This is a genomic window from Bdellovibrio bacteriovorus, from assembly GCF_041888015.1.
GTDB lineage: Bacteria > Bdellovibrionota > Bdellovibrionia > Bdellovibrionales > Bdellovibrionaceae > Bdellovibrio.
Window position 1 is genome coordinate 3228106 of sequence record NZ_CP168968.1, and the last position, 14467, is coordinate 3242572.

16 protein-coding genes and 1 pseudogene are annotated in these 14467 nt (G+C 48.5%); 4 read left to right on the forward strand and 13 right to left on the reverse strand.

What is annotated here, in order from left to right; all coding sequences use genetic code 11:
* Window positions 1-41: 41 nt before the first annotated feature.
* The 12 genes and pseudogenes from ACES2G_RS15370 to fliL all read right to left on the reverse strand — a co-directional run bounded on the left by ACES2G_RS15370 (window position 42) and on the right by fliL (window position 10810).
* Window positions 42-827 carry a FliA/WhiG family RNA polymerase sigma factor gene (locus ACES2G_RS15370; protein WP_011165664.1) on the reverse strand — a complete coding sequence of 262 codons (786 nt, stop codon included), beginning with the start codon at window positions 825-827 and terminating at the stop codon, window positions 42-44.
* Between the two features lie 80 nt (window positions 828-907).
* Window positions 908-1738: a MinD/ParA family protein gene (locus ACES2G_RS15375; RefSeq protein WP_347358198.1), complete on the reverse strand. Its 831-nt coding sequence runs from the start codon at window positions 1736-1738 to the stop codon at window positions 908-910.
* Entirely contained in the window at window positions 1735-3192 is a 1458-nt protein-coding gene (flhF, locus tag ACES2G_RS15380) for a flagellar biosynthesis protein FlhF (protein WP_374000673.1), read from the reverse strand. Before flhF ends, ACES2G_RS15375 begins: the two co-directional genes overlap by 4 nt.
* On the reverse strand, window positions 3182-5281 hold the full coding sequence (gene flhA, locus ACES2G_RS15385) for a flagellar biosynthesis protein FlhA (protein WP_374000674.1): 2100 nt from the start codon (window positions 5279-5281) through the stop codon (window positions 3182-3184). Before flhA ends, flhF begins: the two co-directional genes overlap by 11 nt.
* The gene (gene flhB, locus ACES2G_RS15390; protein WP_374000675.1) at window positions 5281-6342 is read right to left on the reverse strand and encodes a flagellar biosynthesis protein FlhB; all 1062 of its coding nucleotides are present in this window, start codon (window positions 6340-6342) and stop codon (window positions 5281-5283) included. The genes flhA and flhB overlap by 1 nt, the downstream gene beginning before the upstream one ends.
* A gap of 32 nt (window positions 6343-6374) precedes the next feature.
* On the reverse strand, window positions 6375-7154 hold the full coding sequence (gene fliR, locus ACES2G_RS15395; protein WP_374000676.1) for a flagellar biosynthetic protein FliR: 780 nt from the start codon (window positions 7152-7154) through the stop codon (window positions 6375-6377).
* A 1-nt stretch (window position 7155) separates the two neighbouring features.
* Window positions 7156-7428, reverse strand: a complete 273-nt coding sequence (fliQ, locus tag ACES2G_RS15400) for a flagellar biosynthesis protein FliQ (protein ID WP_347358203.1) — start codon at window positions 7426-7428, stop codon at window positions 7156-7158.
* Between the two features lie 8 nt (window positions 7429-7436).
* Window positions 7437-8195, reverse strand: a complete 759-nt coding sequence (fliP, locus tag ACES2G_RS15405) for a flagellar type III secretion system pore protein FliP (RefSeq protein WP_347358204.1) — start codon at window positions 8193-8195, stop codon at window positions 7437-7439.
* Window positions 8192-8875, reverse strand: coding sequence for a flagellar biosynthetic protein FliO (gene fliO / locus ACES2G_RS15410; RefSeq protein ID WP_374000677.1), 684 nt, complete (start codon window positions 8873-8875; stop codon window positions 8192-8194). The genes fliP and fliO overlap by 4 nt, the downstream gene beginning before the upstream one ends.
* A 10-nt stretch (window positions 8876-8885) precedes the next feature.
* Window positions 8886-9137, reverse strand: a pseudogene (gene fliN / locus ACES2G_RS15415) (flagellar motor switch protein FliN); the annotation flags it as partial.
* Between the two features lie 125 nt (window positions 9138-9262).
* Window positions 9263-10264, reverse strand: coding sequence for a flagellar motor switch protein FliM (gene fliM / locus ACES2G_RS15420; RefSeq protein WP_347358206.1), 1002 nt, complete (start codon window positions 10262-10264; stop codon window positions 9263-9265).
* A gap of 9 nt (window positions 10265-10273) precedes the next feature.
* Window positions 10274-10810, reverse strand: a complete 537-nt coding sequence (gene fliL, locus ACES2G_RS15425) for a flagellar basal body-associated protein FliL (protein ID WP_374000679.1) — start codon at window positions 10808-10810, stop codon at window positions 10274-10276.
* Between the two features lie 252 nt (window positions 10811-11062).
* Here fliL and ACES2G_RS15430 point away from each other — a divergent pair, with 252 nt between their 5' ends.
* The 3 genes from ACES2G_RS15430 (at window position 11063) to ACES2G_RS15440 (ending at window position 12630) form a co-directional block, all read left to right on the forward strand.
* Window positions 11063-11344, forward strand: a complete 282-nt coding sequence (locus ACES2G_RS15430; protein ID WP_347358208.1) for a CsbD family protein — start codon at window positions 11063-11065, stop codon at window positions 11342-11344.
* Between the two features lie 33 nt (window positions 11345-11377).
* Window positions 11378-11674, forward strand: a complete 297-nt coding sequence (locus tag ACES2G_RS15435; protein ID WP_347358209.1) for a hypothetical protein — start codon at window positions 11378-11380, stop codon at window positions 11672-11674.
* Between the two features lie 167 nt (window positions 11675-11841).
* The gene (locus ACES2G_RS15440; RefSeq protein ID WP_374000680.1) at window positions 11842-12630 is read left to right on the forward strand and encodes a murein L,D-transpeptidase catalytic domain family protein; all 789 of its coding nucleotides are present in this window, start codon (window positions 11842-11844) and stop codon (window positions 12628-12630) included.
* Between the two features lie 11 nt (window positions 12631-12641).
* Here ACES2G_RS15440 and ACES2G_RS15445 read toward each other — a convergent pair whose 3' ends face one another.
* On the reverse strand, window positions 12642-13493 hold the full coding sequence (locus ACES2G_RS15445; protein ID WP_374000681.1) for an inositol monophosphatase family protein: 852 nt from the start codon (window positions 13491-13493) through the stop codon (window positions 12642-12644).
* Between the two features lie 132 nt (window positions 13494-13625).
* Here ACES2G_RS15445 and ACES2G_RS15450 point away from each other — a divergent pair, with 132 nt between their 5' ends.
* Entirely contained in the window at window positions 13626-14420 is a 795-nt protein-coding gene (locus ACES2G_RS15450; RefSeq protein ID WP_374000682.1) for an SPOR domain-containing protein, read from the forward strand.
* Window positions 14421-14467: the final 47 nt, after the last annotated feature.

Sequence of the window (14467 nt, forward strand, 5' to 3'; positions counted from 1 at the left end):
TGCAGGAGGTTTTTTGCTTTCAAGCAAACGTCTTAAATGAGCTAGGCGATTTCCAACTCGCCAGCACCAATGGTTGCTGCCAACTTCGCACGCAAACGCGCCACAGCTTGAGCATGCAACTGGGACACGCGGGACTCGGTCACACGCAAAACCTGACCGATTTCCTTCAGATTCAGATCTTCATAGTAGTACAAAGAAAGAACCAAGCGTTGTCTTTCCGGCAATTCTTCAATGGCCTGAGCTACAACTTCTTTGATGTTTTTTACATTCAACTGATTGAACGGACTGTTCGTGCGGGAACCTTCCAAGATATCCATAATGGATTTCTTGTCGGTATTGCTGAAACTTGTCGCCTGATCGATAGGCAACAAACTGACAGGACGAACCTGATTCACAAGATCGTGGAATTCGTCGATGCTGACATTTAGGGCTTTAGCCACTTCTTCATCGGAAGGAGTGCGGCCCAGATCGGCTTCCAATTGAACCATGGTTTTATCCAATAGCTTGGCCTTGTCACGAATGGAACGAGGCACCCAGTCCTGAGCACGAAGTTCATCCAGGATCGCACCACGGATACGGAATTCAGCATAAGTTTTGAATTTATTATCGCGTGTTGAATCGTACTTCTCGATGGCATCCATCAAGCCAATAACACCCGCAGAAATCAAATCATCAAGTTCGATGTTAGAAGGAAGTCTTACGGCAATCTTTTGAGCGATGAATTTAATCAACGGCGCATATTCTCTTATAAGGTCATCTTTCTGAGTGGGAGCGAGCTTCCGTGGCTCTTCCTTATATTTCTTCAACAATGCCGCATTTTTCCCCATATTTTTCCCTCTTAAGAACTATGTTATCAAACAGGTCGATGCCCTAAAAGTCCAATTCTCTCAGAACTGGAAACTCGGACCTACGCACTTCCTACGACCTGGTCCCAGAACATCTGCATGCCACCGGCGCTCTCAATCTGTTTGCAGGACTGTTCAACCTGATAACAAATTTGACGAATCGCCTTTGACGACTCGGCACCGATTTCATGTCTCACAATGAGACGCTGCATTTGATTTGCCTTACGCAGAACCACATCATTGGGAACCGATCCCCAATAATCCAGACCTATGTAGAGGAATTTGTTTACGACATCATTGAAGCGCTGATACAGACCCAGGCCCTCTTGCTCATCACGCACTTGATTGCAGATGATGGAGAAATGATTGACCTTGTACTGCTTGTGCAGAACTTTGATCAACGCATAGGCATCAGCAAAGCTGGCAGGGTCCGGAGTGATCACTACGGACACGGTTTGCGCAGCCGAATTCAGGAACAAAACATTTTCGGCGATACCAGGAGCGGTATCGATTAAAAGATAATCAAAACCCAACGGCAAAGCACTGATCGCTTCCACCATCGCTCTTCTTTCGAAGTGATTCAGGTGATTGAACTCCACAATGCCACTGCCCCCTGGAATCAAGAAGACATCCTTGGACACTTCCATCAGGATATCGCGCATCTCTTTGCGACCGGCGATAATGTCATGAAGATTTCCGGTGGGACGAACGCCAAACAGAATATCCACGTTGGCCATTCCCAGATCCCCATCCAGAATAAGAACCTTCTTACCCTTTTGCGCCAGGGTCAGTGCCATATTCGCAACCAAAGTGGTTTTACCCACCCCACCTTTACCGGAGGTGACACTGATCGTGCGAGTCCGCTGCATATTGAAAGAATTCATTTTATTCATACAGCTTCAGAATCCTGTTGTTTAAGTTGCGTGATACGGAAGATCAAATCCAACAAACGCTCTTTGGTCGCAAACTCGAAGTCTTCTGGAACACGAGGCCCGATACCGAAAGAGTGCAATGGCACATCAAAGCGTTTCATAAAGTTGTAAATTGTTCCATGCTGAGTGGATTCATCCAAGGATGTGAAAATCACATCCTTGTAACCCAGGACAGAGTAACGACGGCCCAACTCAGTACAGTCCCCATCCTTTGCATTTGTCGACAAAGTCAGGTGAATGTTCGGGTTCAAAGCCGCTGGCGGCAGAAGACTCTTCAGCATCTGAATCTCGTCATTGCTCTTCAAGCTCAAACCAGTGTAATCGACCAGAACACAATCCACATTCGCCAGATAGCGCATCAGATTTGTCCAATCCTGCTGCGTACGAATCACAGAGAATGGAACATTCAGAATCTGCGCATAGATCTTCATCTGATCTGCGGCGCCCACTTTGAACGTGTCTGTCGTAAACAAAGCAATCTTCTTGCGCTCACGGACAACCATGTGGCTGGCCATTTTAATCAGTGCAGAAGTTTTACCGCTGCCCGCCGGACCGACAAAGCAGTGGATCTTGCCCTGACTTGGGTTGGTGGCAATTTTAGTGGCATCCAGCACATGGCGAGCCACCCAAGCTTCCACCAAAGAGCGATTTTTCAGCTTCAAGGCTGGCAAAGTTTCCTGTGCCTGTGTCAGAAGCTCGGCTGCGATCTCGGGAGCCATCCCCGCGCTTGTTAATTTAGAGTACACAAAACTCAAATCATAGTTGATGCCGTAGTCCGCACCAGGGTGGGAACCCGTGAACGTCTGAGGCATTTGCTGGAACTGACTGATAACCTGTTTCAGGTTGGCAATTTCACTTTTCAAAGCCAGAACTTCCGGGTTTTCAGCCCCTGGTTGAGCCGGACGCACCGGTGCAGGTGCTGGTTTTGCTGGTACCGCCGCTTTCTTCGCGGTATTCTCACCGCGAGAGAAAATTTCATCCTGTTCCTGGAAGGCGTTCAATGCCCTTTGTGCTGCGGTACGAACACGCTCTTCAGAAACACGATTCTGACGATTCAATTCATGTTCGTCTTCGATATCAATATAACGTCTTTGTGTGATGGGCTGAGCCTGGGCGGGAGCCGCCTTTTGCACATGTTTATCCACCATCTTCTGAATCAGCTCTTTCTGCTGTTTTGCAGAGCTATTATTGAATCTGGCTCTGTCCTGCTCGCGCAAACGGGACTCTGCGAACTTCTTTTTCTGCAGTGTCTCCTCGGAAACGGCGGCTGTAATCTCCACGCTGCCCTCACCGACAAGACCGAAGCTTTTATTATTGTCGCGCGCCGACAGGATGATGGCATCTGGACCCAACTGGGTCTTTACCATCTCCAAAGCTTCTTTCATGGTACGTGCTTCAAATTTCTTAACCTGCATGGCTCATCTCCACGAGTGCAACAGAGTTCACATCCGCATCCGACGACAATTCATTGTGCGAAAGCACAACCAACTGCGGGATAAAACGGGAAGTTAATTTATACAAATGACGACGTGAGGTCGGGCTGGTCAGCAAAATCGGCTGACTGGCCACTTCCGGATGATTCTCCACTGTACGCGCAATCTCGTTAATCAAACGATGCGCCGTGCTTGGATCCATCACCAACTGCACCCCTTGCTCTGTTTGCAGCAACGAGTTTGCAATCAACTCTTCAATATGCGGATGCAACGTCATAACCGGGATATTCCCCATATCAGTGGTGTACTTCGCAGTAATACCCCGAGCCAGGGAACGACGAACCTGCTCTGTCAACACTTCAATGTCTTTCGTGCGAGGAGCATCGTCCGCCAAAGTTTCAAAGATCGTCAGAAGATCACGGATGGACACTTGTTCCTTCAGCAGGTTCTGAAGGACACGCACCACAGATCCCAATGGAAGAAGATCCGGAACAAGCTCTTCCACCACTTTTGGATGAGACCTCTTGAAGTTCTCGATAAGCGCAGACGCTTCCTGACGTCCCAGAAGCTCATGAGCATGGGTACGGATAATTTCAGTAAGATGGGTTGCCATAACCGTCGGCAGATCCACCACCGTGTAACCAGCCAGCTCCGCGTCTTCTTTACGGGCAGGCGAGATCCAAAGGGCATCCAAGCCAAACGCCGGTTCCTTCGTTGGAATACCTTCGATTCTTTCCGCCACATTGCCCGGATCCATCGCCAGCAATGCTTCCGGACGAAGAGTTCCCCCGCCGACGCGATTGCCTTTGATCATCAGACGGTATTCGCCCGGCGCCAATTGTAAGTTGTCGCGGATATGAATGCTTGGAACCAGAATCCCCAGATCCAGCGCAAACTGCTTGCGGATACTGACAATACGTTCCAGCAAATCACCACTCTGATCGGACTCAACAATATTGATAAGTCCATAGCCCACTTCCAGCTCGACCATGTCCAGTGGAAGCATTGTTTCGATATTTTCTTTTTTCGGGGCAGACAGAGCCGCATCGGATTGCTTCTTCGCAACTTCGGCCTGTTCGGCACGAGCTTTTTTAATGATCCAGGCCGTCCCACACAATGCACCGCCCATCAACAGGAACGGAATCGTCGGAAGACCCGGCACCAGGCCCATCAGAACTAGAACTGCACCGGAAATCATCACCGCACGAGGTTTCACGAACAACTGACCAGTGACTTCCTGACCCACGTCCTTGTCAGAGTTGGAAGTACGAGTCACGATGATACCGGCCGCTGTGGAGATCACCAATGCCGGGATCTGGGAAAGCAAGCCGTCACCAATCGTCAACATCGTGTAGTATTTCGCCGCAGTTCCGACATCAAGACCTTTTTGAATGACCCCGATCGCCAAACCCCCGATGATATTGATCATCGTGATGATGATACCGGCAATGGCATCACCGCGAACGAATTTGGAGGCACCATCCATCGCGCCATAGAAGTCCGCTTCGCCTTCGACCTGTTTACGGCGCTTGCGAGCCTCGGCTTCAGTGATGTGACCAGAGTTCAGCTCCGCATCGATGGACATCTGCTTACCAGGCATCGCATCCAAGGTGAATCGAGCTGCCACTTCCGCCACGCGCCCAGAACCCTTGGTGATAACCATAAAGTTGATGACCATCAGGATCAGGAACATCACAAAACCGATAACGTAGTTTCCACCGACAACAAAGTTCGCAAAGGACGCGATCACGTGACCGGCCGCTTGTTCACCTTCATGTCCGTGGGTCAGAATCAAACGGGTTGTTGCCACGTTCAGGGCCAGACGGAACAAGGTCGTCATCAGAAGTAATGACGGGAAGGATGTGAAGTCCAAAGCTCTGTCAGTATAAATACTGACCAACAGGATCAGGATACTGATTGCCAACGAGAAGGTCAGGGTCAAGTCCAGCATCACTGGCGGTAAAGGAATAATCATCACCGCAAGGACTGCCAACAGGCCCACGGCAATGAAAAGATCCGTATTCTTCGTGATCTTATCGAATCGTTTTAAGAACTGAAACAATTGATCCATTATCTTCTCTTCCTACGCAAACGGTAAACGTACGAAAGCACTTCGGCCACAGCGACGAAAAGCTCCCGAGGAATAACTTGTCCAATTTTCATTGTCTTAAAGATCGTACGCGCCAACGGTTTGTTTTCCACGATAGGCACGTTATTCTCGCGCGCGATCTCTTTGATTTTTTCTGCAATATGATCCGCCCCCATCGCCACAATCTGCGGCGCCGGAAGGTTGTCCGAATACTTCAAAACCACGGCAATATGCGTGGGGTTGGTAATAACAACATCCGCTTTGGGAATTTCCGACATCATTCGCTTGCTCGCCATCTCCCGTTGGATACGGCGAATGCGAGATTTGATCATCGGATCACCCTCGCGCTGCTTGTGCTCTTCTTTGACCTCTTGTTTGGTCATCATCATTTTCTTTTCAAGATCATAGCGCTGATAGAAGTAGTCCGCTCCGGCGATCACCAGCATCACGCCACCGACACCACCCAACAGCTTTACCACCACGACCCCGAGGTACGCGATGATCTGCTCGATAGAATAAGTCAGCATATAAGGAACTTGATTCACTTCACTGCGCAGAAGGAAGTAAAGAATCACGCCCACCGTAGCCATTTTCAGAATGGATTTCAAAGCCTCTACAACGGCGCGAAGACTGAAGATGCGTTTAAAGCCTTCAGCCGGATTCACTTTTTCAAAGTTAGGGGAAACAGCGTCTTCAACCTGAAGGAAACCGATCTGAACAATAGACGAAGCCGCGCCGATAATACCGGTGAACAGCAAAACGGGCGCCACAAGAATCATGGCTTTGATCCCGCAATATTTGAAAGCTTCCGCAAAATTTCCTTCGCGCACCATCTTCACCATGTCATCCCCGAAGGAATGCTGGAAGATCTCGTAGATGTTCTGAAAGAAAAAGCGACCCAAAGCATACACGCCACCAGCCGCGGCAAGTAAAATTACTGCCGACGCCAGCTCCTTTGTATGTGCAACGTTCCCTTTTTTGCGAAACTCTTCCCGTCTCGCGTCCGTTGCTTCTTCGGACTTTTCGCCGTTATCCTCAGCCATCTCGTTCCTTCCTAGAACTTAAAAGCCTTACCCTATAAGTGTTTCATCACAGCGAACAGTTTGCTAGCTGTGATTTCAACAACTCCATTCATTTCCATTATCAATAGCGGAAGACAGATAAACACCACTGTCATTCCCATCATAATCGTCACTGGCATACTTGTGACCAGGACGTTGATCTGGGGCACGGCTCTTCCCAGAATACCCATCGCCAGATTGACAATCAGAATGGCCACCAGAACCGGGGCACACATCTTGATTGCCATGACCAGAACCGCTTGTCCGAAAACTGCGATCTCTGCAAAGGGTCCAACATTCAAAGCCAACGAACTTACAGGAATCAACTCATAGCTTTGCGCAATGGCTGTCAAAAGCATGTGATGCCCATTGATCGCCAGGAACACCAGGGTTGCCATAGCGGAATAGAATTGCTCGACGACGCCCCCTTGAGAACCCATCATCGGGTTATAAATCTGAGCCGCACTCAAGCCCACGCTCATGGAAACCAAATCCCCTGTCATACTGACCACAAAGAAGAACAGTCGGGTTAAAAAACCCAGGGTCAATCCAACAATCAGCTCCCGCACAGCCAAACTGATGATTTCACTGGAAATTAGGGAATAATCGACGTTTCCAACCTTCACGACTGGAAAAATCACCATGGCCAAAACCAGCGAAAGCAGGACCTTAATAGGCGCATTCACCAGCGGAGAGCCAAAAAACGAAGAGGACACGACATAGGCGATCATGCGCAGAAGAACCAGCGCAAAAAGAAGAATTTGAGCCTCTGTCAACGCACTCCAGTTCAGCACTCTATTCCCTCACCATCACGGCAATATTTTCAAAAAGATTGATCGTATAAGTGCTCATCACGTCCATCATCCACGGACCCGCCAGAATAAACACCGCAGCCACCACGATCATTTTCGGAATGAACGTCAAAGTCGCCTCATTGATCTGAGTCAAAGCCTGGAACACACTCACGGCCAGACCCACAACCAACGTGCTGATCAAAAGCGGCGCCGCCAGCATAGCTGTTGTACGAAGCGCATCCTGTCCCAGTCGAATCACTAATTCATCTGTCACTTTTCACCTCACCCGAAACTCTTAACCATGGAACCGATGAGCAGACCCCATCCATCCACTAGGACAAAGAGCATGATCTTAAAGGGTAACGAAATAACTACAGGCGGAAGCATCATCATACCCATGGCCATCAAAACGCTGGCTGCGACGATGTCGATCACCAGGAATGGCAGGAAGATGATAAAACCGATCTGGAAAGCCGTTTTCAATTCAGAAACCACGAAAGCCGGAACCAAAACCATTGTCGGAACATCCGCACGGGTTTTCGGTTTATCAACTTTGGAAAGCTTCAGAAACAACGCCAAATCAGAATCACGAGTTTGATGGAACATGAACTTGCGCAGCGGAGCCAAGGTGTTTTCCAGCGCCTGATCCTGGGAGATCTTCCCGGCCATATACGGCTGAATACCATTGGTGTTCATTTCATTGAACGCCGGCTGCATCACAAAGAAAGTCAAAAACAAAGCCAGACCCACCAGAAGCTGATTCGGTGGCATCTGCTGAACCCCCATCGCCTGTCTTAGGAAAGACAACACGATGATAATGCGGGTAAAGCCCGTCATCATGATCAGAATCGCCGGTGCCAAAGTCAGCACCGTCATGATCATGATCAATTTCACGGCATTGACCACTTCATTGGGATTGTCTGTGGTTTTAAAACCCAGATTCATTGTTGGCAAAGTCACCTGAGCCGACGCACTCGAACTTGCGAAGAAGATCAGAGGTAAAAGAAGCAGACTCCAAAGAGTCCATTTATTCTTAATCACTGAAGAGACCTCATGCCTTTCAGGCGCTTGGAAACAATGTCCTTAATACCACTGATGGCGAACTCTTCATCCAGATCCATGTCCTTGGCACTGCGCTTGCGCGGTGCCTGCTCTTCCGCAGACTCTTCAAAATCCGCGTCTTTGGCGGACTGGCCCAAAACTTTTCCGAAGCTTTGTGGAGCTTCCTCGGGAACCTCATCATCCAAAAGGGACAAAGACTTGATCATGGAGATGTTATGATCCGTCACGCCAATCAGGATGGATTCACCCGCCACACGCACAATAGCCAGACTTTTCTTAGGACCCAGGTAATGCTGTTGCAAAACCTTGATCTGCGTCTGATGTTTCATCGCACGTGGGACTTTGTACTTTTTCAGGAAGAAGTAAGCTCCTGTGCCCACAATGCCCAATAAGGACAACGTGAACAGAATACGGAACACACCACTGCCTTCGCTGGAGGCTGTCTTCTTATTATCAAGATTCAAAAGAATCTCGGATTCTTTGCGATTATCAACTTTAGACAGGTTTGTGGGATCTGCCGTTGCCGCTGCTGACAACTCTTGGGATTCAGAATCCACCGCTGCGGAAACGACGGCTCCCGCACCAGCAGCATCTGCGCTCTTCTCAGAAGCCTGGGCTGAAACTGACACAACAAAGATCAAAGAAAGCAACCAACGCATTTTAAACCTCTTATCTGAGTTGTTCTACGCGCTCAGCTGGAGAAATAATATCTGTCAAACGCACACCGAACTTCTCGTTCACCACCACGGCCTCGCCGCGTGCGATCAACTTGTCGTTCACATACACTTCCATCGGCTCGCCCGCCAACTTGCTCAGCTCAATCACAGAGCCTTGAGTCAGATTCAAAAGCTCGCTGACCGGCATTTTTGTACGACCCAGCTCCACGGAAACCTTCAGAGGAATATCCAAGATCAGGTTCAAATTTCTGTCTTTGTGTGTCGGCATTTCGCTGGAGACTTTTTTACTGCCAGCTTCAGCCATTCCCGCGGCTTCGGCCACCAGCTGATCTGCCAGGTTGTCCAATGTATCGTCGCTCATTCATCCCCCTACTTTTCCACCGGTCTGGTCACTTGGACAGCCACGGTTCCATGATGTATTCCGTAATAACCTTTAAACTTTCTGATACCTTCGACAGCCACGTCGAATTCACCGGACGCATCCTGATCCAACGGGATCACATCGCCCACTTTAAGATTCATCAGATCACGCAATTTGATCTCGGTTTCACCCAGATTCACTTTGATTTCCATATCTGTTTCCAAAAGCTGTTCCTGAATGATCGCCGTCCAAAGTTTTTTGTCGGTCTGATCGGTTTCTACCTGGAAACCCGTCTGTAGTTTTTGCTTGATCGGCTCAATCGTGGCGTAAGGAATAACGATGGAAATCGTTCCTGTCGCATTTTCCAATTCAACGTCAAAAGTAGAGGCAATAACCACGTCGGTCGGAGGCACAATCCCGACGAACTGTGGATTCACCTCGGTACGTACAAAAGAACAACCGATCTTTTCAATGGAGGCCCAGGCCATTTCCATATCATTGATCGCTAGCCCCACCACCTTTTGGACAATTGAAAGCTCAATCGGGGTAAAGTCTTTACCATCAATTTTTGTATAAGGACGATCCGCCCCACCAAAGAAGCTGTCCACGAGCGCGTACGCCAGTTTACTCTCTATAACAAACAATGCGGAACCACGCAGATTACCAAAGCGCAGAACGCTCATACACGTTGGCATTGGCAGGGTATTGATGAACTCACCAAATTTCAGAAATTCAGTGGAAGTCAAAGTGATGGAAGCTATCTTGCGAAGAGCCGAGGACAAGGACACGCGGAAGGCACGCATGAATTTTTCGTAGATAACTTCCAATTGAGGAAGGCGGCCACGAATAATACGATCCTGACTGGTAAGATCGTAAGAAACAATCTTACGTTCATCCACTTTGCCGACATTCTGCGCCTCGGGCTTGGATGTTTCTGAAGAGGCGACATCCCCGTCGGAGACCGCCGCTAACAGAGCATCCACTTCACTTTGTGAAAGAACCTGATTCATAGTCCTGCCTTAGTTATAGATAAACTCTGTGAAGAACACGTTTGAAATCTTCCCCTGCACCAGGAAAGAATTGATGGTGTCCTTGATTTCACTTCTTAAGCTGTCTTTACCTTCGCGGGAGGAAACTTCCGCATAGGTCTTGCTTGAAAGGATAATAATAATGATATCGCGGATCTGGGCTTTGCGCTTTTCCAGTTCTTCCATGACATGGGTGCCGGTCACTTCCAGCTCCATGTTCACTTTAGCCACCTGACGGCCTTTAGAGCCCGCCAGATTCACGATAAAGGTTTCCAAAGGAATCACCTTGCCGATGACTTCTTTTTCTTCAGTAGCTTCTTTGTGTTGAGCTTCTGCTTCACCTTTAATGACTTGTTCGATTTTAGGCTCTGCTGCCTCTTTTTTACGATTTGAATAAAGCATGAAACCCACGCCGGCAACGACGAGCATATTAATGACCGCCAAGGCAATAAGTAGTATAGGCTTTTGTCCAGATCCCCCGCTCGGAGCTGACGACGCTTCCGCTGCTGCCGCTTTTTCTTCAGCCACTTCATCCTCCATGATGAAAGACCACGCAGTGGTCCTATCAAGATTGAAAGCAACAGAGATGCCAACAGGACCCAAGTCCTGTCAGGAAGACTGCGGTCCAACACATTTGATTTCAGGCAATTTTTGCCCCTGTGGTGAATGTTTGCCGGGTAGTAATTCTATGACAGTAGTCAAAGTTTTGGCGCAGAAATTTGACTATTTGACCAAACAGGAGCCTTCTAAAGATAGCTCAATCCATGTAAGGAGGTACTTATGAATAAAGATATCTTCCAGGGAAAAATCAAAGAGATATCTGGCGAGCTCCGCAAAAAATGGGGTGCTCTTACTGATGATGACATCCAGAAAACAAAAGGAAATTTGGAAGCACTCAGCGGTTTGGTTCAACAAAAGATTGGCCTTTCCAAGGAAGAAGCCTCCCGTCAGGTTACTGACTTCATGTCCGGTCTCGATAGAAAGTTTACCGGAAGTGCCGACAAGGCCACCGATAAAGTGAACGAAAAAATCGACAAACTTAAAGACAAGCTGTCTCACTAGAACATCCCGACCGAGGTCGAGGAAGGAGCACCTATGGACAAGCAATCAATAGAAAACAAATTCGGGGCTTTCTCCAGTGCCCTAAAACAAAAGTTTGCAGGTCTTAATCTGACAGATGAAGAAATCAAAAAGGCTCTGAAAAATCCCGATGACCTTGTTTCTCTGGTATCCGCCAAAACCGGCATTCCCAAAGAAGAAGCCAACAAGCGTGTTCACCAAGTCATGAGCACCGTTGGCATTGATGAGTCCACGGTCAAAGGCTTCATGGAAAAATGGGGCGACAAGGTCGGGGACAAACTTGCTGACATCAAGAACAAACTCAGCCACTAACCCACTCTCAGGAGAGGGGTTCTCCCTCTCCTCAAAACTTTGCGAACACCAACTGCAATAGAGCGAATTTCCGGCATTTTTTTGTGTTTTATTCCTGTCTAAAATCCTGACAGTTTCCATTCAGACAAAGCCATACTATAACGGTTTTCTATTTAGTAGGAGACCCTATGAAGCTATATATGAATCTGCTTTTGGGAGGCTTGATTTGCACAATGGGCCTGGCCGCCCAGGCGCAATCCTCAGGAAACGCCATCAACAAAAAAATTCTCACTGCCGGAGTTCCTGCAGATGCTCTTTCCCGTCTGAACAAGTTCATGTACGAAAACCGTGGCCGCAGCTTCAATCAGGACACCTATGTCTGTGACGGGAAAGACCCGGCCAGCGTTCGCCCTTGTGAAGAAAATAAACGCATTCGCAGCAGCAAAACAGTCACTCTGCAAAACCCGCAGTATGTGGCCATCGTTGATTACTCTGCTCCGTCCACTCAGCGTCGTTTCTACTTCATCAATATGCGCACCGGCGAAGTGCAAAAGTACTACACCTCCCACGGCATCGGCAGCGGTGAAGGCAACTACGCTTACAAATTCAGTAACACCAAGGATTCTCGCCAGACATCTTTGGGCTTCTATCTGACAGGTGATATTTATACAGGTTCTTACGGCAAGACTCTGCGCATGTATGGCCTGCAAAAATCCAACGATCAGGCCTATAATCGCGACATCGTTGTGCATGGTGCTTGGTACGTAGGCGAGGACTTCATCAATATGAAAAATCCAAAAACTGGTGAGCCCTTTGGTCGCCTCGGATTAAGCTGGGGCTGCCCTGCTTTGTCGCTTTCCATGGCGGACAAACTGATTCCGTACCTGAAGGGTGGCAGTGTCGTTTTCCACTACCACTCTTCTTTGCTGGATGAATCCCAAAATGGCCGCTTGGTTGTTGGCATAAATCCCAACTAGTTCGCTTCTTCTTAGTTGGTGCCTTCACTCAAACGAGGCACCAGCACTTTCTGTATCTCGGCCACCATCGCTGCATTTCCTGCCACGATCGAGTTTTTGTAAGGCGTATACTTGTCACCACGATAAGTTTGCACAACACCGCCCGCCTCTTCGACAAGTAAAATGCCAGCTGCCGCATCCCACGGCTGAATGTTGCGTTCCCAATAACCGTCGAACACTCCACGTGCCACCTGTGCCAGATCATAAGCAGCAGCTCCAGGGCGACGTACACCCCGACACTTGCGGACCATATCGTCAAAGATACGCAGCTGTTCAGAAATCACATGTTCATGCTCAGACACAAAGCCTGTCGCTAGCAGACCTTTTTTTAGTTCAGCATTTTTGCTGACACTCAAAGGGCGGCCGTTGACGAACGCTCCCTGACCGCGAATGGCGGTGTAGGTCTCTTTTAAAATGGGCACATCAATCACGGCTAACTGAATCTGACCGTCAATTTCCAAACCCAGACTGATGCAAAAAATCGGAAAGCGATGAATGTAGTTAGTGGTCCCATCCAGTGGATCCAGTATCCAGCGCCCGTTTGGCCCGGCCTTGCTCCACGCGACGTTGGTCCCGGTTCCGTGAGACGCAGCAAAGGTTTCCTCGCCCAAAAATTCAATTTCCGGAAAATTTTTCTTAAGATGCTCTGCGATGACTCTTTCTGATTCTTTATCGGCTTCACTGACAAGGCCGGCTTGGAATTTTTCCTCGACGTGCTCTAAGTTACCGAAATAATTGAGAAGCACCTCGCGCCCCAGGCTGACAGCCTTGATGGCTTGACCTAAGACCTGCTTCCAATCCATTGATTTTACGCCATTTTCCATGCTTTTCCCTTTGAGCCGGACTCTCGGATGATTGACCAGTTTAGAGGATTAACGCTAACATGTTTGAAGGGCCAAAGGAAGGGCCCGAAACTTAAGCATTCAAGCGGGTTTAAAATTATGAGGATTGAAAAAATGGGTTCTAAAATGGATGTCGTGGTAAAACTAACATTAGTTTTCTCTATCTCTTTGTTGTCTTTCTCTATCGGTATTTTTGCCGGCAAAAAGTATAGTGACAACCAACACGCTCTATCTGCCCTGGAGCCTCAAAAAACTTCCCACGCCGCTGAACGTGAAGTTGCTTCCGTTCCATCTCACGAACCTGCAACTGAGGGCAAAGTGGGCGCAATGACAGACGAAGAAATCGCAAAGCTGGCTGAAGAATTCGTTGCTGATGAAACGACTGCGGTAACTACTGGCGAAACCACAGCTCCGGCACAGGAAGGTCACCACGCTGAAGTAGCCGAAAGCAAAGCAGAAACAAAAGTAGAACCCAAAGATCCACACAAACCACTTCCAGTAAAGTCTGACAAGACGCCAGTGACTCAGAACCACGAACCGTCTGAAGCTGCTAAAACTGTTGCGGCTGGCAAATCCCCAACTTCCCTGGAAGCCACTGACAAGAAAGTAGCTGCAAAAGAAGATCGCCTGCCTTCTTCTTTGCCTAAAGATGTTGCTCAGTTTGCAGTTGGCAAGTTCACAGTTCAAGTGGCTTCTTATGCTGACGAAGGCGAAGCTCAAAGAATGGCTTCTGACCTTAAGAACAAAGGCTACAGCGCCTTCTACGTTCCAGCAAATATCAAAGGTAAAACTTGGTTCCGCGTGAGTGTTGGCCAGTTTGCCACACAAAAAGAAGCTCAGGCTTACCGCACGGAGCTGGTCAGCAAAGCCAAAGTAGGCTCTGCGATTGTGCAAAAGATCACTGAATAGTTTTTAGAAGTACCGCTTTTAAATTCCTTAAAAAAGCCTCGCGACAA